This is a genomic window from Coprobacter secundus subsp. similis (assembly GCF_015097275.1).
Classification (GTDB): Bacteria; Bacteroidota; Bacteroidia; order Bacteroidales; family Coprobacteraceae; genus Coprobacter; species Coprobacter secundus.
On record NZ_AP023322.1, the window covers coordinates 1,098,548 to 1,119,709 of the forward strand.

General features: G+C 39.7%; 20 protein-coding genes. 15 read left to right on the forward strand and 5 right to left on the reverse strand.

Features of this window, described 5'->3' with window-relative positions; all coding sequences use genetic code 11:
* The first annotated feature begins 65 nt into the window (after positions 1-65).
* The 4 genes from Cop2CBH44_RS04280 to Cop2CBH44_RS04295 all read left to right on the forward strand — a co-directional run bounded on the left by Cop2CBH44_RS04280 (position 66) and on the right by Cop2CBH44_RS04295 (position 2,967).
* Positions 66-1,004 (forward strand): HNH endonuclease domain-containing protein, encoded by a 939-nt coding sequence (locus Cop2CBH44_RS04280; protein WP_246469175.1) that lies wholly within the window; start codon positions 66-68, stop codon positions 1,002-1,004.
* Between the two features lie 5 nt (positions 1,005-1,009).
* Positions 1,010-1,873, forward strand: coding sequence for an HIT family protein (locus Cop2CBH44_RS04285; RefSeq protein WP_200755598.1), 864 nt, complete (start codon positions 1,010-1,012; stop codon positions 1,871-1,873).
* Between the two features lie 12 nt (positions 1,874-1,885).
* Positions 1,886-2,110: a virulence RhuM family protein gene (locus Cop2CBH44_RS04290; RefSeq protein ID WP_200755599.1), complete on the forward strand. Its 225-nt coding sequence runs from the start codon at positions 1,886-1,888 to the stop codon at positions 2,108-2,110.
* A 77-nt stretch (positions 2,111-2,187) separates the two neighbouring features.
* Positions 2,188-2,967, forward strand: coding sequence for a toll/interleukin-1 receptor domain-containing protein (locus tag Cop2CBH44_RS04295; RefSeq protein WP_200755600.1), 780 nt, complete (start codon positions 2,188-2,190; stop codon positions 2,965-2,967).
* Positions 2,968-3,198: 231 nt separating this feature from the next.
* Here the strand turns inward: Cop2CBH44_RS04295 and Cop2CBH44_RS04300 are convergent, their stop codons facing one another.
* On the reverse strand, positions 3,199-4,194 hold the full coding sequence (locus Cop2CBH44_RS04300) for an IS110 family RNA-guided transposase (RefSeq protein ID WP_200755601.1): 996 nt from the start codon (positions 4,192-4,194) through the stop codon (positions 3,199-3,201).
* A 1,111-nt stretch (positions 4,195-5,305) separates the two neighbouring features.
* Between Cop2CBH44_RS04300 and Cop2CBH44_RS04305 the strand changes: the two genes are divergently transcribed.
* From Cop2CBH44_RS04305 to Cop2CBH44_RS04345, 9 genes are all read left to right on the forward strand, one after another.
* Positions 5,306-5,665, forward strand: coding sequence for a hypothetical protein (locus Cop2CBH44_RS04305; RefSeq protein ID WP_200755602.1), 360 nt, complete (start codon positions 5,306-5,308; stop codon positions 5,663-5,665).
* A gap of 3 nt (positions 5,666-5,668) precedes the next feature.
* Positions 5,669-5,881, forward strand: coding sequence for a hypothetical protein (locus tag Cop2CBH44_RS04310; protein WP_200755603.1), 213 nt, complete (start codon positions 5,669-5,671; stop codon positions 5,879-5,881).
* Positions 5,865-6,410 (forward strand): RNA polymerase sigma factor, encoded by a 546-nt coding sequence (locus Cop2CBH44_RS04315; RefSeq protein ID WP_200755604.1) that lies wholly within the window; start codon positions 5,865-5,867, stop codon positions 6,408-6,410. The genes Cop2CBH44_RS04310 and Cop2CBH44_RS04315 overlap by 17 nt, the downstream gene beginning before the upstream one ends.
* Before the next feature lie 4 nt (positions 6,411-6,414).
* Positions 6,415-6,744, forward strand: coding sequence for a hypothetical protein (locus Cop2CBH44_RS04320; RefSeq protein ID WP_200755605.1), 330 nt, complete (start codon positions 6,415-6,417; stop codon positions 6,742-6,744).
* A 21-nt stretch (positions 6,745-6,765) separates the two neighbouring features.
* On the forward strand, positions 6,766-7,209 hold the full coding sequence (locus Cop2CBH44_RS04325) for a hypothetical protein (RefSeq protein WP_200755606.1): 444 nt from the start codon (positions 6,766-6,768) through the stop codon (positions 7,207-7,209).
* 9 nt (positions 7,210-7,218) lie between these two features.
* Positions 7,219-8,640, forward strand: coding sequence for a formylglycine-generating enzyme family protein (locus tag Cop2CBH44_RS04330; RefSeq protein WP_246469176.1), 1,422 nt, complete (start codon positions 7,219-7,221; stop codon positions 8,638-8,640).
* Positions 8,641-8,661: 21 nt separating this feature from the next.
* Positions 8,662-10,026: a formylglycine-generating enzyme family protein gene (locus tag Cop2CBH44_RS04335; RefSeq protein WP_200755607.1), complete on the forward strand. Its 1,365-nt coding sequence runs from the start codon at positions 8,662-8,664 to the stop codon at positions 10,024-10,026.
* Between the two features lie 113 nt (positions 10,027-10,139).
* Positions 10,140-10,409: a Spy/CpxP family protein refolding chaperone gene (locus Cop2CBH44_RS04340; RefSeq protein WP_200755608.1), complete on the forward strand. Its 270-nt coding sequence runs from the start codon at positions 10,140-10,142 to the stop codon at positions 10,407-10,409.
* Between the two features lie 88 nt (positions 10,410-10,497).
* Positions 10,498-11,511 (forward strand): alpha/beta hydrolase, encoded by a 1,014-nt coding sequence (locus tag Cop2CBH44_RS04345; RefSeq protein WP_200755609.1) that lies wholly within the window; start codon positions 10,498-10,500, stop codon positions 11,509-11,511.
* 246 nt (positions 11,512-11,757) lie between these two features.
* Here the strand turns inward: Cop2CBH44_RS04345 and Cop2CBH44_RS04350 are convergent, their stop codons facing one another.
* On the reverse strand, positions 11,758-12,084 hold the full coding sequence (locus tag Cop2CBH44_RS04350; protein ID WP_200755610.1) for a hypothetical protein: 327 nt from the start codon (positions 12,082-12,084) through the stop codon (positions 11,758-11,760).
* Positions 12,085-12,815: 731 nt separating this feature from the next.
* On the opposite strand from Cop2CBH44_RS04350, the gene Cop2CBH44_RS04355 reads away from it, so the two are divergent.
* Complete coding sequence (locus tag Cop2CBH44_RS04355) at positions 12,816-14,174, forward strand: ATP-binding protein (protein WP_200755611.1); 1,359 nt, start codon at positions 12,816-12,818, stop codon at positions 14,172-14,174.
* Positions 14,175-14,474: 300 nt separating this feature from the next.
* On the opposite strand, the gene Cop2CBH44_RS04360 is transcribed toward Cop2CBH44_RS04355, so the two are convergent.
* From Cop2CBH44_RS04360 to Cop2CBH44_RS04370, 3 genes are all read right to left on the reverse strand, one after another.
* Positions 14,475-15,242: a metallophosphoesterase gene (locus Cop2CBH44_RS04360; RefSeq protein WP_200755612.1), complete on the reverse strand. Its 768-nt coding sequence runs from the start codon at positions 15,240-15,242 to the stop codon at positions 14,475-14,477.
* Position 15,243: 1 nt separating this feature from the next.
* Positions 15,244-15,822: a metallophosphoesterase gene (locus Cop2CBH44_RS04365; protein ID WP_200755613.1), complete on the reverse strand. Its 579-nt coding sequence runs from the start codon at positions 15,820-15,822 to the stop codon at positions 15,244-15,246.
* A gap of 651 nt (positions 15,823-16,473) precedes the next feature.
* A complete protein-coding gene (locus Cop2CBH44_RS04370) occupies positions 16,474-20,304 on the reverse strand; it encodes a YecA family protein (protein ID WP_200755614.1) in 3,831 nt (1,276 codons plus the stop codon).
* A 430-nt stretch (positions 20,305-20,734) separates the two neighbouring features.
* Between Cop2CBH44_RS04370 and Cop2CBH44_RS04375 the strand changes: the two genes are divergently transcribed.
* On the forward strand, positions 20,735-21,157 hold the full coding sequence (locus tag Cop2CBH44_RS04375; RefSeq protein ID WP_200755615.1) for a hypothetical protein: 423 nt from the start codon (positions 20,735-20,737) through the stop codon (positions 21,155-21,157).
* Positions 21,158-21,162 lie beyond the last annotated feature (5 nt).

The window sequence follows — 21,162 nt, forward strand, 5'->3', positions numbered from 1 at the left end:
GATAAGACTGTAGCAACATACAAGTATTATTGGTTTCTCGGGATTCTTGACTTATATGGACAAGGATGAATGTTTGGGAGATAATGGTTTTTATGGTGGCCAATGCATGGTATCCGGTGAATTATTTCCGGTTGTCGTTCGGCAAGTCCGAATCGCTTTACGATGCCATATTGACCTTGCAGAAAGAAAACGATATTCCGATTAATATAAGTATGAAAAGTCTTGTGGACAAGTTGCAGGAATTGATCCGATTGCCGAATATCCGCAGGCAGTTGAATTTCTTGCAACTGAATGTTCCTTTCCGTTTCCTTCGTCCCTGGATAGATACCTCCGATGACCGTGAAATAGTGAAGCGTTCGCAGACATTCGAAAACGGTTGTCTGTATAAACTTGAGAAAGACGATGGTACATTGTGGGTAGAACTGAATCCGGTATGGCTGACCTATTTGCAGGAAAATTATGACATACTCAGTTCATTCGCCTATTGGGGACTGACCAATTTCCTTCAAGTTCGTAATCCCAATGTTCCCAACATCCCGAACAAGCTTATCAAGAAAGAAGAACGTAATCCATTAACGAACCAACGTAAGTTTTGGAATGCGGCAATCAATAAAGGCATAGAAATTAAGTGTCTTTATACAGGAAAGTTATTGAATACAAATAATTATGATCTCGACCATTTTATTCCATGGAGTTTTGTTTCTCATGATTTACTTTGGAATTTAATGCCAGCCGATTCAAGTATCAATTGTTCTAAAAGTAATAAATTACCCGATTTGGGATTGTATCTTCCAAAATTGGCGGAAGCTCACCAAACGGCATTGCGCATTAATCTTGAAGTAGGCAAACAAAACAAACTACTGGAAGATTACTTATCTCTTGGCTATACTCCGCAAGACATTGCAATGATGGATAGAGAACATTTACTTGACAGCTTTTACCAAACATTCACCCCAATGAATCAGATAGCCCTAAATATGGGGTTTGAACCTTGGAAATACTAATGCTTATGCAACCTGAAAAAATAAATCATCCATATTTAACAGCTATTAAGCGAACAGACTTGTCTGTTCCTACTCACTATCTTTTACAACATGAACTATTGAAAGGGCGAATCCTTGATTTTGGTTGCGGATTTGGATATGATACTGATGAGTTGAAGAAAAGAGGTTTTGACATCATTGGTTACGATTATTACTATCGTCCAGATTATCCCGAAGGAAAATTTGATACGATTATCTGCCATTATGTATTGAACGTGTTGGAACCATATGCACAAGCCGAAGTAATGATGAATGTAACAAACTTGTTATCACCTAAAGGGTCTGCATTCTTTGCTGTTCGTCGAGATTTGACAAAAGATGGATTCCGTCTGCATGCAATACACAAGCAATATACTTATCAATGTAATGTAAAACTACCGTTCCAAAGTCTGGTACAGAACAGTAGCTTTGAGCTATATCAGTATAACCATTTCAATAAACTTCCTCGCACAGAAGGAGAGAGGTGTCCGTTTTGTAATCTTTCCCGTCGTGTGGAAATTATCTGTGAAACGGCTACATGTGTGGCATTTTATGATGGTTATCCTGTCTCTCTAGGTCATGCCCTTATCATTCCCAAGCGGCATGTTTCCAGTTACTTTGACCTTACCAATCATGAACGGGAGGCTATGAATGTCATGTTGCAGTATGTGAAGAGAAAGATTGACGAACGTTTTCACCCTGATGGCTATAATATCGGGATCAATGTAAACGAAGCGGCAGGTCAATCCGTATTCCATGTCCATATGCATTTGATTCCTCGCTACATGAGTGATGTGGAAAATCCGAAGGGTGGTGTGCGTGGAGTGATTCCGAGTAAACAGAAATATTAATTTATTATGTCTATGTCAAACGAAATACAATTCATATTATACAATCTTCCAGAAAAGGATGGAAAGGTGCAGGTAATCATCAGGGATGAAACCCTTTGGTGTACCCAAAAGGCGATGGCTCAACTTTTTGGCGTGGATAGAACGGTTGTTTCCAAGCATCTCAAAAATATATTCGAGTCGTCTGAATTGCAGCAGGATTCAGTATGTGCAAATATTTGCACATACTGCCGAAGATGATAAAATATACATGTGCTAACCTCTTTTGATAGAAATGTTTCACTACATATTACGATATAACATTAAAAGCGACCAATATGGATAAAAAAATAATAGAAAATGCGGCTATTGCATGTGATAATGTTGCTAAAGCCATAAATGGGATGCAGTTAGGAAGACCTTGTAATTCCTGCTGTCCTGGAAGAGATGCTTTAATCAACACTATAAATCAATTAATTGTAGAGATTAGAGATACAGAACCAGAATGCTTTCAACGTTTAATGTTGGAGTTGCAAAATATAAAGAGCCCTTATAATCAATGTGTTCAGCCCTATCAATTTGGAGCGATAAATGCTATAACAAACATATTAAAGAATAAGTATATTGATGCTAAAAAGGGTAAAAGAAAAATCTTTATCAGTCACTCTCATTCTGATAAAACAATTGTCGATGGCTTTGTCAAAGATATATTGAAAGTTGGTTGTGGCTTTAAGGATTATGATTTATTCTGTACTTTGGATACTTCTACTATTAGAACAGGAGACGATTTTCGTGAAAAAATTATAGAGAACATGAGAGATTGTGATTTCATTTTTCTTTTCGTTTCTGAAAATTATAATCAGAGTGATGTTTGTAAAAATGAAATGGGAGCTGCTTGGGCTTTGGAAAACAAGAGGATTTTACCTTTTACTCTTCCCAAAATAACTTTTGATCAAATGGGATTTCTCAATGTAGTTAAACAGGGAGCGTCTATTGCTGACGGAAATAAATTAGATGAATTGTATCAAGAATTGTGTGAGTTTTATGAAATAGCACCAGATTGGCGTAGTTTTAATAAAGCCAAAGGCGATTTCTTGGATTTGGTTGCAAAACTATAATACAACTCATATTAACAGTAAGCATCTGAAGGATATATTTGAAGAGGGCGAATTTAACGAAAATAGAGGTTGAATTCTAAGTCCTCTCCAAACAAAATCTTTAAAATATTGCCCAAGTTTACGAACATTAACGTATTCTAGGGTAAGTTTGTATATGCACATAACAATTCATCAGAAGTCCTGAGGGCTTCCTAACTCTAAGCTGTTTTCGAAGTTATTCCCCCTTTTATATTATGCGACCAATGTTACAAATGGAGCCAGCCTTCGTATCACGGCAAAAGCCCTTGCTATTATTTTGGCTCTTACAGCATTTATTACAGATGCTTTATGTTTTCCCTCGGCCACTTTTCTTTTATAATATGCTTTCATCTGTGGATCCCAAGCGATGGCAGTAATCGCCGCTCGGGTAAGGTATACTTTCACTTCTTTGTTAGCTAATGGAGAGGTCTGAGTTTTTCCCCGTATGGAAATGCCTGAAGTATGTTCAAATGGGGCAACCCCACAATAGCAGGCAAATTTCCTCGGGTCATCAAATCTTTGAAAATTATCGGTCACACACAGTAATACAATGGCATTGATTATACCTATTCCTTTTATGCTTCTTAGCAATATATAGTTTGAGTAAAGAAAACTATTGGCGGCTATTAATTTCTCCATAGCTTCTTCCACCTTCAGGATTTTTTCTTTTATTGAATCGAGCTGTTCTTCCAAAAGAGAAATGGGCTCTGCCACATCAACCAACCTGGACATTTGGGAGAATGTTTCCAATAGTTTTATGCCGGAAACCTTTTGCTTGCCCAAATTGTCACGTACAATAATCCATCCTCTCAATCTCACCAGATCCTTGTCCGGTAATTTGTATAGTTTCAGTTTTCGATAGTGCAATACCGCATAATCCGTAATTCTTCTGGCATCAATCCGGTCATTTTTGCCTCGTTGCAGACCTATTGACTTCTTTATGGTTAACGGGCAAACTAAAGCCAGGGAAAATCCCATGTACACACTCGATACGGACAATTCCGTGACGTAATTGCCCATGTTCTCGGCACAAAACAGAACTTCGGATAAAGAGAGTTGATGACTGGCTATCCAAGCCAGCAAGGCCTGGATTCCCCCCGAAGTGTTGTCAAAAGAATTGTGAGACACCTCTTTTTCATCAGCGGACATCAATGATGCATCGAAAGTGTTTTTTCCGACATCAAGACCTACAAAATGAGAATAATTCATAACTTTACATTTACAGCATTAAACATGAAGGAGAAACAGCTAATACATTTATTAGGTCGTGAGCCTACAATTCTAACTGGCTAAGTTCTCCAAGTAAGAGAGTTGCAGTCTGATTCAGCCTATAGTCATTTAAGACTAGTGTCAAAGTTAGTTCACTGCAACTCTTCTTTTCAAATATACACTAATGCTTTTATAGTGATATTTAATACTGCAAATGTAAATGTATAAAAATTCAATTTTTGAAAATATGAACTTATAATTTGAAATTTGAGCATCCTATAACACTAAAGAAAGGGGCGTATCAAACTCTGTATTGAGTAATAATACGCCCCTTTCTTTAGTTATAGTTACAATCTGTAACTTTTTGGAGGGAACATTTTAGTTTTGATACACCCCTCAATATGCAACTCTTGATGATAATACATAGTAGAAAGAAGGAAATAAAATTCAGGCAAAACGTTAAATAAACATTATGGATGAACAGAATAAAGTAATCATATACACACACCGCCAGTGACGATCAGACAAAGATAGATGTGAAGCTTGAGATGAGACGCTGTAGCTTACTCAGGCTCAGATGTGTGAACTTTATCAGACGGGTAAATCAAACATTAGTGAACATATCAAGCATCGTTGATTGCAAGAGAGATAAAATTTTTCGTGCTCTATCCACTCCCTACAGCCATTTTCCCGTGCCCAGCTTGTTGTTTTAAGTGGCAATCATCCCACAGCCGAAAGGCGATCGGAGTATTACACTCTTACACCGGTGATATATTATTACATTTATTATCAAATGATTATTTTGGCTTATCAGAAAATTAAGTAACAAAATAATCACAGATGACGATATAGAACAGAAGGGAAATAAAATTATAAGTAGAGGATAGAAATTCTTTTAAAGACAGAAAAAGCAGTCCGATATCCTAAAAAATACATATGTCAGAAAGAAAAACTTCATGTGATGATAATTTTCATAGAGTGAATTGAAAAAAATCATTTATTCCATTTTACTTTTATTCCTTTGCAAGGTCTTTTATATAGAACGCCCATTCGAATGAGTTCATAAAAAGGTTCGTGGAACATGAATGTATAACGAAATAATACAATAACTATGTGTACAACGAGAAAATGGAAAACAGGAATACTGCTTATCGCGATGATATTGGTTTGCGGAGTTGCAAATGCACAACATTGGCATCGGCATTATCGCCCCAACCGGGTTGTTACCGTTGTAGTTCAACCTGATGTGATATCCCATGTCAGTAACCGTTTCAACCAAAAAGAACGATTGGCGATGGCTATAGCTTATTTGGAAACGCATGAATACCTTACTATCAGGCAATATGCAAAAATGACGTATCTTAGTATGGCATCGGCAGAAGCTGAACTTGACGCTTTTTCCATGGATAAGAAAAAGCCCATACGGCTTGTAATCAGAGGAAAAAAGAAAGTGTACATCAAAAGGCAATAGGATATGAAGAAGAATTGGAAACTACTGATATTGGGAGTTGTAACCATGTTTTTAATGCAATCATGTATGGTCGTGCGCAAAGCCCGCCCTCGGCATCATCACCGTCACAGACATTGTATGCTTCTTTACCAACGGACTACAGGTACGGATTCGTTGAATGTGCCTGATACTTATATGGCAATAGAAACCCCGATAAATTATGAACATAAAGGATGACAAGGAACTTGTGTGGCTGACTGCTAAAGATCCGGAGAAAGGCTTCCGTTATCTGATAGCGAAATACAAGGAGGCGGTTTACTGGCATATCCGAAGACTGGTGGTAGCTCATGAAGATGCACAGGATGCAACGCAGGAAACGTTCATCAGGGTATTCCGGTCTTTATCCGACTTCAAAGGTGAATGTACCTTTCGCTCTTGGGTATACCAGATTGCGACCAACGAAGCCTTACGTCTGCTTGGGAAATATAAAAAAGAAGAACTGGTATCATTGGATGACTCATTCAGCGAACTAAGCAACCTGATGGCTGATGAATATGTCGATTACAGTGATCTGGAAACCGTCAAGCTGCAAAAAGCCATTTTGTCCCTGCCGACCAAGCAACAGCTGGCTTTTAACCTGCGATATTATAATGAATTGGGATATGACGAGATTGCTGGAATTATCGGTTCAACAGTAGATGGGGCAAAATCCAACTACCATATTGCCAAAGATAAGATTGTCAAATATATGAATGCTAATAATTAGATATATGAAAAGAGATTTTGATTTCGACCGCATAGGCAAGCGTCTTCCCTATACCGCACCGGACGGTTTTCTGGACGATATGGAAAACAACGTATGGGAAACTGTAAGACAGGAGATGTTGCCTTCCAAATCCAAACGTCATTTCCGCCTTTGGTATTCTTTGACAGGAGGGCTTGTGGCGGCAAGTATTGCATTGTTTGTTGTCTTCAATTCATTGCCTGATAATTCAAGAAGTGATTTTGAAGATGTTGAAAAAGCTTTTGCCAATCTGAGCAGCAGCGATCAGGATTACCTGTTTGCAACTTATCAGGATGACTTATTTATGAAATTTTGAACGAGTAAAAAATAAAAAGACATGAAGAATATCATTAAAGTTCTTGCCCTTGCAATCGCAATGGTGACTATCAGCACAAGTGCCTATGCCCAAAAGAATGAACGGCAGCGCATGACACGGGAAGAGTTGGCCGAAACCCAAGCCCGTTTTATAGCCAAAGAGATGGCTATGGATGATTCGACTGCCACGCGGTTTGTGGAAACTTTCTGCCAATTCCAGAAAGAAATCTGGGCACTTGGCCCCCGTCCTAAAAGAGATACCTCTCATCTTTCGGATAATGAGGCAGAACGGGCAATGAATGAAAGATTCGCTCATAGCCAAAAGATACTTGACTTGAGGAAGAAGTATTATTTGAAATACTGCAAATTTTTAACGCCCAGCCAAATAGAAAGGGTATATGAACTGGAAAGAGGAATGATGAACAGGCTGTTCAACCGTTCCAAAAACAAAGGAAACTATAAATAAGACAAGATTATGAAAATGAAAGTATTTGGCATATTTTGCCTGTCGTTTCTGATGACAGCAGCCCTATATTCATGTGACAATGAAGATATTATAAATCAACAGGAAGAAATATTCGGCAGTGAAAATCCAACCATGACCGTTCTTGCCGAACAAGTGGCAGGAAGTGATGGATATGATGAAAATGGGGTTACTGCGTTGAATTTCCCAAGTTCACAGGATTTGCACAGCATATCCAGTGGCTTGAAACTGAATTTTCAGTTGTCCGGAATCACAAAAATAGAGTTGGAAAGTGTAGATGGTTATGCCTTGGCCGGAACTGTCGGTATCCAATGGGGAGAAACAGCGGAACTACTTGTCGGTGAAGTGGAAAACGCCAACTCCATTCTGGTGTTCAATGCCCCGGATGAAAACGGCCTGACTGCCGGAAAAGACTACTACATTTTTACCTTACCCTGCGACATTTATGGAGGTTACCGCTTGTCAATCTATCGGGAAGGACTCGTGGCACATTATTTTGGCGTACACCAGACCGTAGAATTAGGCTCGTTCATAAGTCCCGGCGATTTGGAGGAGAATGAACTGGAATTTGACGATCCGGATGCACCACTCGTGGAAGAAGAACGACCGGAATTGGATGCCACGACAACGGCACTTCTCCGTCAATACCAGCAAAACCCTACGGAGGAAAACAAGCAGGTGTTATTGGATCAGATGGGTATCCGTTACGACAAGGTAGTAGCCCGCAAGAAAGCCAAGCTCCGTGAACTGGAGAGGGAAGCCTTGACTTTGGATGTGGTGGAAGAAATGCAAGAGATTGTGGATGAGATGGTAGAGAACCGTGACATCCGTCTCGAACAGCAGTTCCTGCGTCTTATAGACCCTCGGAATGATGACAACCCCAACGATGCGTGGATGGTGCTGCGCGGTGCATCTGCCCCCAATGCCTATATCGGCTATGCCCCTGTAACCAACGCGGAATATGCAGTATTCAAACCAGATTTTACCTATGAAGCCGACCAGGACAACTATCCGGTAGTGAATATCACGATTGCTGATGCCACGGCTTATTGCAATTGGCTTACGGCACAGGATAATTCGCATAGCTACCGTCTGCCTACCGACGAGGAATGGATTCTCGGTGCAGGGCATATGCCGAAGGACGTTGTAATGAACGCCGGCCGTGTGGAAACAGGACTGACAGCAGTAGATGCTTACAGCCAGACAACAGGTGCTTGTGGTGGTATCGACTTTTGGGGTAACTGTTGGGAGTGGACTTCATCCACGGATTCAAACGGGCAATATATCATTAAAGGCGGCAGTTGGGATTCTGAACGTGATGATTGCCGTAGCGAGAAATCTGATGTCATAAGAATTGGTACACAAGGATATGCCAATGTCGGTTTCAGAGTCGTAAGAACTGATTCTATTTAATTCTCCAAATAATATACGAATATGAAAAAATTGTTTTTAACAATGGCTGTTGCCATTGTGACGGCCACTGCTGTGTCCGCACAAGACAGCGACAAAGAAGATAAAATCGTGGTTTCAACCCATCAGACGGATAAAACAGATGGATACGAGGGAGATTCCTCCAACCGATGCGGTATCAAATTCAATTTCCGGCTTACAGGCGTGACAAAGGTAGAACTGGAAAGTGTGGATGGACTTCCATTGGCGGGTGCGGCAACCATTTGTAAGGATGTTCAAGGAAAAACTGCAATCGGAGATATGGCACATACAAGCACTATCATTACATATAGTGCGAGCAATAAGTCCGGATTTATACCCGGAAAAGATTATTACATTTCCACCTTGCCTTGCGACCTTTATGGAGGATACAGACTGTCCATTTACCGTGACGGACTTGTGGCGCATTATTTCGGTGTGCATCAAAAGGTGGAATTGGGAAAATTTATCAGTCCTGATGATTTGGTAGAGAGTGAATTGGAGTTCGATAAGCCCGGTGCCCCGCTTGTAGAAGAGGGGCGACCTAAAATGGATTCCAAGACACACAATTTGTTTGTGCGGTATCGAAAGACACCGACAGAGGCCAATAAACAGGCTTTATTGGATCAAATGTGTGTACGGTATGACAAGGTAGTAGCAAGAAAGAAGAATAAACTTCGTGAACTGGAACGTGAAGCCCGGACTTACAGCATAGTGGAACACATGCAAGGTATTGTGGACGAGATGGTGCAGAATAGAGATACCCGCATACAACAGCAATTTCTTCGCTTTATAGACCCTCGCAGGGACGAGAATCCCAAAGATGCATGGATGGTTCTGCGTGGTGCATCTGCTCCCAATGCCTATATCGGCTACGCACCGGTAACCAATGCCGAATATGCCGCATTTAATCCCCAGTTTGCCTATGATGCAGGTAAAGAAAACTATCCGGTGGTAAATATCACCATTGCCGAAGCCAAGGCTTATTGCGATTGGCTTACGAAGCAGGACAGAAAGCACATCTACCGTTTGCCAAGCGAAGAAGAATGGATTCTCGGTGCCGGACATATGCCTAAAGATGTGGCTATGAACGCCAACCATATTGAATCAGGATTGACGGCAGTGGATGCTTACAAACAATCCACCGGAGCGTGTGGAGGCATTGACTTTTGGGGAAACTGCTGGGAATGGACTACCTCGACCGATGCCGATGGGCAGTATATCGTCAAAGGAGGAAGTTGGGATTCCAAACGAGACGATTGCCGTAGCGAGAAATCGGACGATGTAAGAGCCGGTACGCAAGGTTATGCCAACGTAGGTTTCCGAATTGTAAGGACAGATGCCTCAAAATCCATGAAATTAAAGCTATAATCAATTTAATAATCAACCCGTAAAAGAAAATTCAGTATGAAAAAAATGTTTTTAGTTATGGCCATTGCCATTGTTACAGTCCTTCAAGTGTTGCACAAGACAACAACCGTCAGATGACCGTACAACAACGGATAGAACAGCGTATCAAGCAGATGGATGAAAAATTGAATCTGGCCGATGAACAGGAAACAAAAATCCGTAAATTGTATGCAAACTTCAACAAGCAAAAATATCCCCGTGAGAAACGTAGGGAAGCCATGGATAAATTGACAGCAGACATTTCTCTTCTCTTGACTGCCGAACAGCAAACCATTTATAAACAAATGACGGAACAGGCGATTGCTGAAATGAAGAAAGGCAAACGCAACAAGACAAAAGAATAGAAATCTATCATTATGTGTGTCGAAGTCTGGATTCCTTGGCATAGGGAGTCCGGACTAACGACACAAATTTCATTGAAACCGAAGTATAATGTATCAATTTAAAATAATGATTAAAGTCCTGCTGCTTTGCTTATGTATGGTTGCTTGCAATGATAATGATAAGGGGGATTCTATAATATCTTCGGAGCAAGAACCTGAAGTTGGAGTTTCACCTGATTATACAGAACTCTTGAACAAAACAACACCCGTCCCGTCTGAATACAATCAGGAATCTGCATTAAAAGGGAGTGTTGTGCAAATTGATTATGACACCCAAAATTACGTGGAAGGAAACGGGGAAATGCGCAAGAATACTGCTTACGTCTATTTACCGTATGGTTACGAAGAGGCGTCTGACCAATGCTATAATGTATTTTATTTCGTACACGGCCATGGCGAAACGGCAGCTTCTTTCTTTCAAAATGAAAATGGGTTGTTATGTAAATTGCTGGATCACATGATAGGCAATGGTGATATGGCTCCGACTATCGTTGTCTCGACAAGCTATGTTTATGGTAATCCTGTTGATTATTATCCTGATGCAGATCCCTATTGCGAGGTTCTGCCACAAGAACTGGTAAACGATTTGATTCCGATTGTAGAGAGTCGTTATCACACATATACTGAAAGCACCGATATTGTCGGAATAAAAGCGTCAAGAGAACATCGAGCTATCGGGGGCTTTTCAATGGGGGCTGTAACAACTTGGTATGCATTGGAACACACGTTGGATTGTTTCAAATACTTTATGCCGATAAGTTCTGATAGCTGGTCATTAGGACGTTTTGCAGGAATGAATTATCCGACCGAGACAGCAGAACATTTTGCCAACATTGTCCGCTCTTCTACTTTACCAGAAAACAATTTCTACATTTGGGCATGCAGCGGAACGGACGATGTTGCATACGATAGAATTTGGGCACAAGTTCAGGCCATGGCACAACTCTCGGACATATTTTCTGTCAACAATCTGACTTTCCATGAACAAGAAGGTGCTCGGCATGAGTTTCGTTCTTTGGCGGAGTACTTATATAATGCACTGCCATTCATGTTTCCAAATTGATGAGAATACAATGCTGGATAATCTCGTTTTTCGATTGTTTCAATTATAAATGGTAACATCAGATGAAGTAAATTCCCTGTATTTTGAATATAGTATTTGAATATAGATGAAGAATAAAATATGTTCTGCAAATGTGGAAAGAAAACAGTTAATAACATGCTGCTTTACATGCACGGGAGTATATGTTCTCGTTGTAGCAAATACCGTCGTATCACTTTCTTTATCATGGCATTTTCATGTATGACACTACAAGCTATTGCAACGGCAACCAGCCAAATACAGAGCAGACATATCCACACAAGTTACCGAACGTGACGGGCACGGTGTGCCCGATGCAGGCAGTATAACGGAATATCTTTGACCAAGTATGCAAACACATCCTTTAACCGCTTGGGACGGGGCGGAAACGTTATTTTTTTCACCCCTTACCGCCTGAATATCCCGTTTGGCAATAAGAATATCCAGCTTGGCTTCGAGCCTGCACCTGCTGGTCAAGCTCCGTCTACGAGGCGATGCGGATGTTCTTTTGCCACACCTCCAGTTCCGCTTTGTCAAAGAAGCACAATTTGCCATTCGGCTTATAATACGGGATGACGCGGTGCATCATCAGCTTGTGCAGGTAGTTGCCCCCTTAAAATCACTGCGGCACAAATGCGGTACAAGAATGAGCTGAAAATTCACTATTTTAGACCAGTATCGGTCACATAGCAAAAATAAAAGGCGTTGAAAATCAACGCCTTTATAATCAATAGTAATATTATGTTATTGTTGTTAATCGAAGACTATTTCCCAATACAGCCTAACAAACTGCTTGAAAATGAATAAGTTGCTGTTTAAACGGTAGAAAAGCCCTTTCCCGCTTGTTTTTCAGGCCAAAAACCGTCCGTTTTGCCGCACTTTTCACTTGAATCAGAACCAACGGGAAAACTCCCTTTCCCGTCCGAAGTCCACCTGTTTTCTTCCGATGCGAAGGTAAGAAAATAAGCGGAATTTTCACCAACTGATGTCAACTAAAAGCAAGATGCAGTCACGAAGATTTTGCAGCCAAAAGAGAAAACAGGTTGTATCATTGGTGGACTTCGGCAAATCGGCTGGTCTGTTTGGCGGAGCCATCTCTTTTTCCCTTATTTTGACTTTACTTTATTAGGCGTATATATGAGTACGGGGATAAAGTAAAGTTGTTGCCGAACATGTTCCTCCGAAAGTAGACACGGGGAAATAGAAAAAGTGTAGAATCATAAGGGTTGTTTTTATGGAAAAGTGTATATTTGCAGTGCTAAATCTTTTAGAAAAGTGTAGAAGCTATGTTGTACAGAAAGATCCGATCATATATAGATGACCACCTCAGGTCTAATGAGGACAAGATTCTCCTGATTGAAGGAGCGCGGCAGATAGGCAAATCTTACATCATAAGAGATGTAGGGACCGAACTCTATGGCAACTATGTGGAGATAAATTTCGTGGAAGACGATGCGGGCGACAAGATATTCAAGAATGTTCGCACAACGGAAGAGTTTTACCTGAACTTAAGTATGGTTGCAGGATCCAAGCTGGACAGATATGAAAACACATTGGTCTTCATTGATGAGATTCAGCATTATCCGCAATTTTTGACGATGCTCAAGTTCCTAAGACAAGAGCATCGGTATCGGTTTATCTGCAGTGGAAGCCTGTTGGGAATTGCATTGAAAAAGACCGTTTCGGTTCCAGTCGGAAGTATTATCCCCAAGAAAATGTATCAGCTGGACTTTGAAGAATTCCTGATTGCAAATGATTTCGGCGAGGATGCGATTGCGCATCTGAGACAATCCTTTGAGCAGAAACAGCCTTTGTCCCCGGAGGTTCACGATAAGGTGCTGAGTCTTTTCAAAAGATACCTTCTCGTGGGAGGTATGCCGGATGCGGTAAATGAATATTTGAACAGTCATAATATCGTCAAAGTGAGGGAGGTTCAGGAGGCTATCAGAGAATTGTATGGTGTCGATGCTTCCCGTTACGAAGAGGATGCAGCCAAGAAACTGTATATCCGCCGTATCTATGATATGATTCCTTCTCAGATGGAGAACAAGAAGAAGCGGATTGTGGCAAAAGATATATTGGATAGGAAAGGCGACAGATTCAGCAATTACGTGGAGGAGTTTGAGTATCTGATCAATTCAGGTATTACGATACCATCTCATGCAATCAGCAATCCGAAATATCCCTTGGCAGAATCCCAGCAGAAAAATTTGTTGAAGCTGTACATGAACGATGTAGGTATGCTTACTTCCCAGTTGTATCATTATAATATCCAGCCAATACTGAACGATATAGCCAGCATTAACCTTGGCTCTGTCTATGAAAGCGTGGTTGCCCAGGAACTGAAAGCACATTACGAAAAACTGTTCTACTACGACAACAAGCAGAAGGGGGAGGTTGATTTTCTTGTTGATGACAGTAGTACCATGAGTGTGCTGCCAATCGAGGTTAAATCCGGTAAGGATTATACGGTTCATAGTGCATTGGACAACCTGATGGCAATTCAGGATTACCATATTGTTTCATCTATTGTTCTCTCAAACGAAAGGGAAATAAAGACAAAAGGAAATATCCTCTATCTCCCGATTTACTATGTTATGTTCCTGGAGAACAAGGTGCCGGAAGAAGAAAACTTGTACTTTTAGGATTAAGAAGAATTCGGGTCCAAAAACTGTATAAATGGGAATAGGGTAATTATAAGTTTCGCCTTTTTATCAGATATATTTAGATGATTAAATGTCTTTTCCCTTTGTTCTGACTTTATTAGGCGTATATATGAGTACGGAGATAAAGTAAAGGCAGTTTTCCTTTGACAAGCAAAATTCTTTTCGTGTAACTAACTGAAAATATTAAGTCCCAGCCTATCATATAATATAGAAATAGGTGCTTTTCCATTAACTATATGATATATTGAGACCTTAGAGTGTGTTAGATGAATCTGCTTGTCACAAGATTAGGCACTTGTTCGGATTAAAGCCATTGCTGATATGTTCATTATCAAATACATATCCCATCTGATTGCAGACAACCTTTGTCCCGTTAATTTCAGCATCAATATTTGTGTGTGAATGCCCATAAATCCAGGCATCAATGCGATTTTCCGCTATGAGTTTGCTCAAATCAGTAGCAAATGCACTATTCAGAACTGAACCCTTATGGTGAGGGGCAACAACCTCTAATGTGGGGAGATGATGTGTTACTATCACAATGTGCTTGGCAGTACACTCCTTCAGACTTTGTTTGATGAAATCCAAACAGAAGTTATGCATCTGGTTAAACTCCTCTGTCTGTAGTAATTTGCCATTATACATTATCTGTCGGAAATCATTCATGCCCTTCCACACAAAATATTCGTCGGAAGGAGAAATTTGAGACCATAAAGTACTCATGATAAAGTCGGTGTCATCTATCCGTACTACTTGGTTCTGGTGATATCCTACATTGTTCTTGAACATCCAATTCCATTGCAATCCATTATCCATCACATCGCAAAAATTGTAATATTCGTGATTGCCAGGTACAATGAATACCTGACGATAATTTGCGGAAGCCCATTTCCAGAAGTTGCTCAAGGGTGCAATCCTGTTTTTCAGATAGAATATATCTCCAGCAAGAACCATGATATCGCCTGTTACCGGCAATTCGCTATGTTTCAGCCACCTGCTGTTATCACAGAACTCCATATGCAGGTCGCTCATATATTGTATCTTCATTCTATTGTCCTCCTTTTTCAATCTGCTTGGTTATTATTCTCTTGACCTGCTCAAATGATACAGGCGTAAAATTATTGTTGTCAACTCCGACATCGTATTGTGTAGGATAGAGATATTGAAGCCGGGCTGCATCAATCCCTGTGTTGTTTTGCCTTGTGTGAACATGTCCGAACAGTTGCCACACATCTTTATATCCGCCATCAAAGCATAGGAAAGGGTAATGGTTCAAATATATCTTCTGCTTGCCTACCTCTATATGCATTTGCATTGCCACATGCTCAAATCTGTTAATGTAACCTTGGCGTATATTTTTCAAATCGTGGTTGCCCATAATCAGATATATCTTGCCGTTCAATCTGTCGAGTATTTTACTCCACTCTGCTGAGCCGCCAAGACAAAAATCGCCTAAATGAAAAACGATACCGTCTTGCCCGACTGTATTATTCCAGTTTGATATGATGGTTTCATTCATCATTTCCACATTCTTGAACGGTCTATTGCAGAAACGAATGATATTTCCATGATAAAAATGGGTGTCAGATGTAAAGAACAGGTTGCTGCCATCAAATTTATAGTTCATTTTTTCTCAATTTATGTGCATCACTGCACGTTAATAATTTGGTTACAAATAGCCCATCAGGCGGAAATGACAGAAGAGCATCACTAAGGCGACTGTCACAAATGGGCATAAAACAGAATAGTTGGAAAGTTTGTAAAGACTCTCCAACTATTCTGCTTATATTCTCATTCAAAGTACAATAGTGTACTTGTTATGTTCGTCGGAAAGTATTTACTGTACGAGCTTCAATGCGTGAAACATGAACAAATGACACAGATTCAGTGCGTTTATTGCTCTGAATTGCGGTTGTTATTGATAATATGTTCATTCTGTATCTACGCATTGTTTGTGTTTATATTGCCTCAAAATTAATGCAAAATTACAAAATATCCATTCAAACTTCCAAATGATTTTTTGGGGATTTCTTTTTCAGAAAGTCTCCGTTGCAGTATTTCTGCCTATTTTTGTAACATTCTGTACAAAATTTGCGCACCTTACAATTATTGAGAATATGAAGATTGAAGAGGCTATACTCTACTATTGGGTAAGTTAGAATAGAGGAATGTGACTGAACAGATTGCAGGGATGACAAACCGTCAGCGATTACTCCATACTGCCTTTAGAGTATTTAAAAATTAGAAGGTGCGAGACGCATCAGCACCTCTAATAGTCTCATATCTCAAGTACACTTAAATCTGGTTCTTTGCACGAATCTAGATAATCCATGCCCTTTATCTTTAATTCAGGATAATTCAGAATTGACATTGGAGTTTTCTCTCTTTTGAGATAGGATGTTGGTATTACTGTAGCTGTCAGCATCATTGATTTTACTCGGGGTGTATCTGCTATGCCAATGCGTTCCGCAACTTCATTAATATGCTCCGTTATCCAGCGATGACGACGCAAATGTTTAAGAACGAGAGCCTTCTTCTTATCTCTCTTGAGATTATCGCCACGACCAAGATACTCATCCATTTCGGTTTTCATCTCTTTAACATTCTTGGCTGGATTGGTGTTCTTACATTCTATCAAGTAGAGTATATTATGTGATATATCATAAGCCATCACATCGATATCGCCATAGTCTTTATCTGCCGCGAAATAGCCTCCAGATTTGATAGTGACATCATGCTTCCATACTCGTATCATTGGTATCTTTTCCAAAAAAGATCGCACTTCATCGTTGAACACAGACCCTTTTATGGCTTCAAATTTTCCAAGCAAGGTTTCTATTTTCCTTCCCACATAACGTAAGCGACCAGAATAAAGTAAGTCTGATAGCTGAATGCCGGCTTGAATACAGGATCGGAACCCAAACATACACATAACAGTGCCGTCATCATATTTATAGCGAATCACTGGGCGACGCAGATAACTCAATTCTCTATTGTATGACCAAGGGAAGATATCTTTGCCCGTTAATCCTTCTGGCGGAGTGAGGTAGTTTCCTCGTTTATCCAAAGAAAGGCGATTGATACATTTTTTTGCTAAATCTTCAGTTAGTTCTGTACAATGCTCCTGCATAGCCTTGATGAGTTGATACTCTTCTATCTCTATGACAGATTTCTGCTGTTCCATGGCTATGATGTAACAGACATAAAGGAACTGCAAGATATTGGAATATGAGACTCCCCAATCCTCTAAGAATGCCACATCTATCTCCTCAAGTTCTGCATCCTTGTTTTCTTCTTTTGTATTTGGACGGACTGCCATCTTGGCCATTTTGCTCTCGAATTCTTCGATTTGCCCATTTACACTTTCAATAGTGCGCGTTGCTGCAAACTCTCCTACATTTTCGGAGAAAACATCATCATAGATGCCATAACGTCCTGAGCTTAATTTTTCAATGGTATGATTAGCCACATCTAAATGTATGGCGTCACATATACCACCAATAGATACCACCTCGTTCATGATAGATAATAGACTTTCTATATCATTATTGCCTGGTTTGACACCTCCGCCACGATACTGTGTTGCAGCTAGATATTCTATCAAAGCACGGGTAGATATTCCAGCATCAGCAAGTCGTTTTTCTGTATCGAAGAACTCTTTCCGTTTTGACTCATTTTCTCCAAAACAAAGAATCTGTGCGGGTTGTAAGATTCTGTTATGTTCTCGCTGATAAACCAATGTCTCGTGATTTTGCATGAGCATACGCAGCAACCACAATGTATCAAATGATGACAGGCGTCTATCAAGTTCATTAAGGAGCACTTCTACTCCTTTGTGGAGGAAGTCTATTTTTTCAGTTTTTGTATTGAGTTTACCTGTTATATCATGACCATTCTCCTTCATCCACTGTGGGAATTTGTCGAGTAGTAGTTGGCTGGTGGCGGCATGAATATAGATAGGAGTATAAAGCCACAAGGGTATTGACAGAGGGTTTAGTGACTGCTCCATCATTAGAATCATCTTTGCTTGACCAAAGGGGATGCGACTATTTATAATTAGGCATGCAGTTTCTTCGTCTATTTCCAGGAGTTCTTTTATGATACAACGCATCATGTTACGCTCACTCTCGTTGCCTGCTCCCATAAAAGAATGGATGTAATCATCATCAAAAGTAACGGAAACTCCGCCTTCTGTCTTGGATACGTTAAGATTTCCTCCTCGTGTAGGCTTTATGTCGTCATCATAGTGTATTCCTTTATCGGCCAATACCTTTTCACTGAAGATAAGTTCGATCTCTACGGAGTGCTTATAGCATTGGCAGATCATATCAGCTATGGCTGGTTGTAAAGTATCCATCCAGTATGCAACAGCTGTTATTACAGTATCGGAAATAGAGGATGGATTTATTCCCTGCTTTTCTTCTTGACAACAACTTACCCACACAGGAATACTATAAGACTCACAACTCTTGGCATTGATAAGTGAGTGGACTGGCTTAAAAATTGCCGCATAGTCGAAATCACGTATTACTGGTATATAAGCATACTGTCCATTTAATCTCTTCAGCGTTCCGTGGTAATACAGTTTTTCCTTGCTTTTGAATATGAGGTCACAGCCATAATTTGGTTCAATATAAAGTATGTCTGATGGTTTGTCGTCTTTCATATAGAAGCTCTCATTATAATGCTTGTAGAGAGCATATACATCAAGGGATTGATTCATAGGAGCCTCGAGTGATGATATATTCCCCTTAGAACGAGCATAACGGACAAGACTCAAACTGTCCCATTTCTCAGTCTGTATCAATTGCAAGAAATCATAGGCAGAGAATTGAAGAAAATAGTCAGTTACGTCCTGCTCTCCCATGGCAAATCCGTATGTCTCACCCATTGTAGAATACAGAACAAGCGTCAGGATATGGTCATCTTTCGACCTTTTGTCATTTCTGATGGCACCAATACGCTTGTGTAAATGTTGGCTGAGATCTCGATTGCTGAAACTATCATTTCCATCTATGGCTACATTATGGGCCAAATCATGAGCATAGCACACATATGCAAGGTAGTTGACATCAATGCGGAATACATCCTCGTAATAGCCTTCAACAGGGGCAAGGATTTCTCCAATTGAGTTTTGTTCCCAGTGCATCTGCTCTATACAAGAATGTCCGATGCGCATCCAGACACCATAATGGGTATGTTTTACTAGGTTTTCGAGACAACGGTGTTTTAGAGCTGTTCTTAGGATAAAGTTGTTAATGGCACAGCCTTGACTAGAGATTCCGGCAAAGTAGAAGTTATTGTCAAACTCAACAATTGGTCTGTATAATAAAGGATTCTTTTCTGCATCTTGGGTTAGTATATCATGAGCATTAACCTCTAACAAAAATGATTTCAAAATATTTCGATTCAGCCTGTTCTTATTAATGATTTCAGTCATCATCGGCAAAGTAATGACTAAAGATTGGTTAGTATTTGGTTCGTTAAGCGTTTCGCGAGGGTTCTCATTTCCGCGTACTAAGCCACTTATTTCTGCTCGGGTTGACAAAATTTTGCTCAGTTCAAGCATGAAGAGTACTCCATCATAAACTTCATTACGGAAAGCTCCAGTAAATATATTCAAGTTATAGAATATGGCTTCTGTCATTGAACGAAAAATCTCTGTTGCATGGGTTGAGATGCCAGGAAAGAATGTGTAATTGCCGCCATAAAACACTACAGGTTCAGCAAACATGTTAATCGGCATGTCTTCCATAGGATCAAATGAGAACTCCTGGTCAATTATACTCTTGAACTCATTGATGTCAGGAGCCTGACTACTTTTTCCGAGATTCGCAACTGCTATTTGCAAAAGGTGCTCAATTCGGATATTCTTCCCTCGATTTTGTGGGTTAAGTTGCATTGCTATTAAATAGTCCAATATTGGTGGGACTGCGTGATTACTTAAATACGCTATAGTTTTTGGTGCATCAAGCCAAGAAGTTGGCCATAAAGCATGATTTACCGCTGGCAATGTTCCTATTGCCTGTTCCTTTTGCATACAACAATGCTTATATTTCTTGCCGCTGCCACAAGGGCAAGGCTCATTACGACCTATCTTCTTTGACATTATAATTGAATAAATATTAACGTTTATCTCAACTAAATCACTTAGCTCAGTCAAGAACTTTTAATCATCTTTATAGTACTAGACGAAGAAAGTATTAGTAAAAACTAATGTTTGAGTAGTTACTAATCAAGATCTTACCATAATTACAATTCAAATGATTTCTTGTGCAAAGGTATTGGTTTTAGTCATAATGAGCAATGATAATCGGCAGAACTTCTAAAACGAACTGTTTCCGGCTCAAAAATAAATTATGATTTTACTAAATTTCATAGAATTTTAGGAATCTGATAAATTATTTAATTTAATCTCAATTATTTACAGTCTTACAATGGTTATTTAAAGAAGAAAAGGTGTCCTTTACTAAATATACACGAAAAGGAGGAAAATACATGAAATACCAGATCAGCGAAGAGGCAAATTTGGATATGAGGTGGAAGATAAAGTTTATAAGACATTTATGCGAAGTGATGAATATAAAATAACGACATTGTTCTCATCTTACTTTTCACTAATAGTGGGGACGATAGCCGAGGGTATGATCTTGAATACAGGAGAAGGGAGAGGTTATGTCCCAGTTACATTGGCATCAAACATTCTGGCGGTAAGTCGATTATTCTTACGGATAATCAGTATGCCATATCTCATTCGGCAGAATGTACTGGACGGTATGATTTGGCGTTGGCCACTGGTAACGAAATATGAAATGTATACAATGCCTTTTCTGATTCATCAAAATACAAGAAGAAAGCAAATGACCATATCGTCTATTTTAGCGTTGATGAACAATGATAAATATTTCTGCTTCTATATGCTTTATTACAAGCAAATTTTGTACTTTTGCATCAAACTATAAGTTTT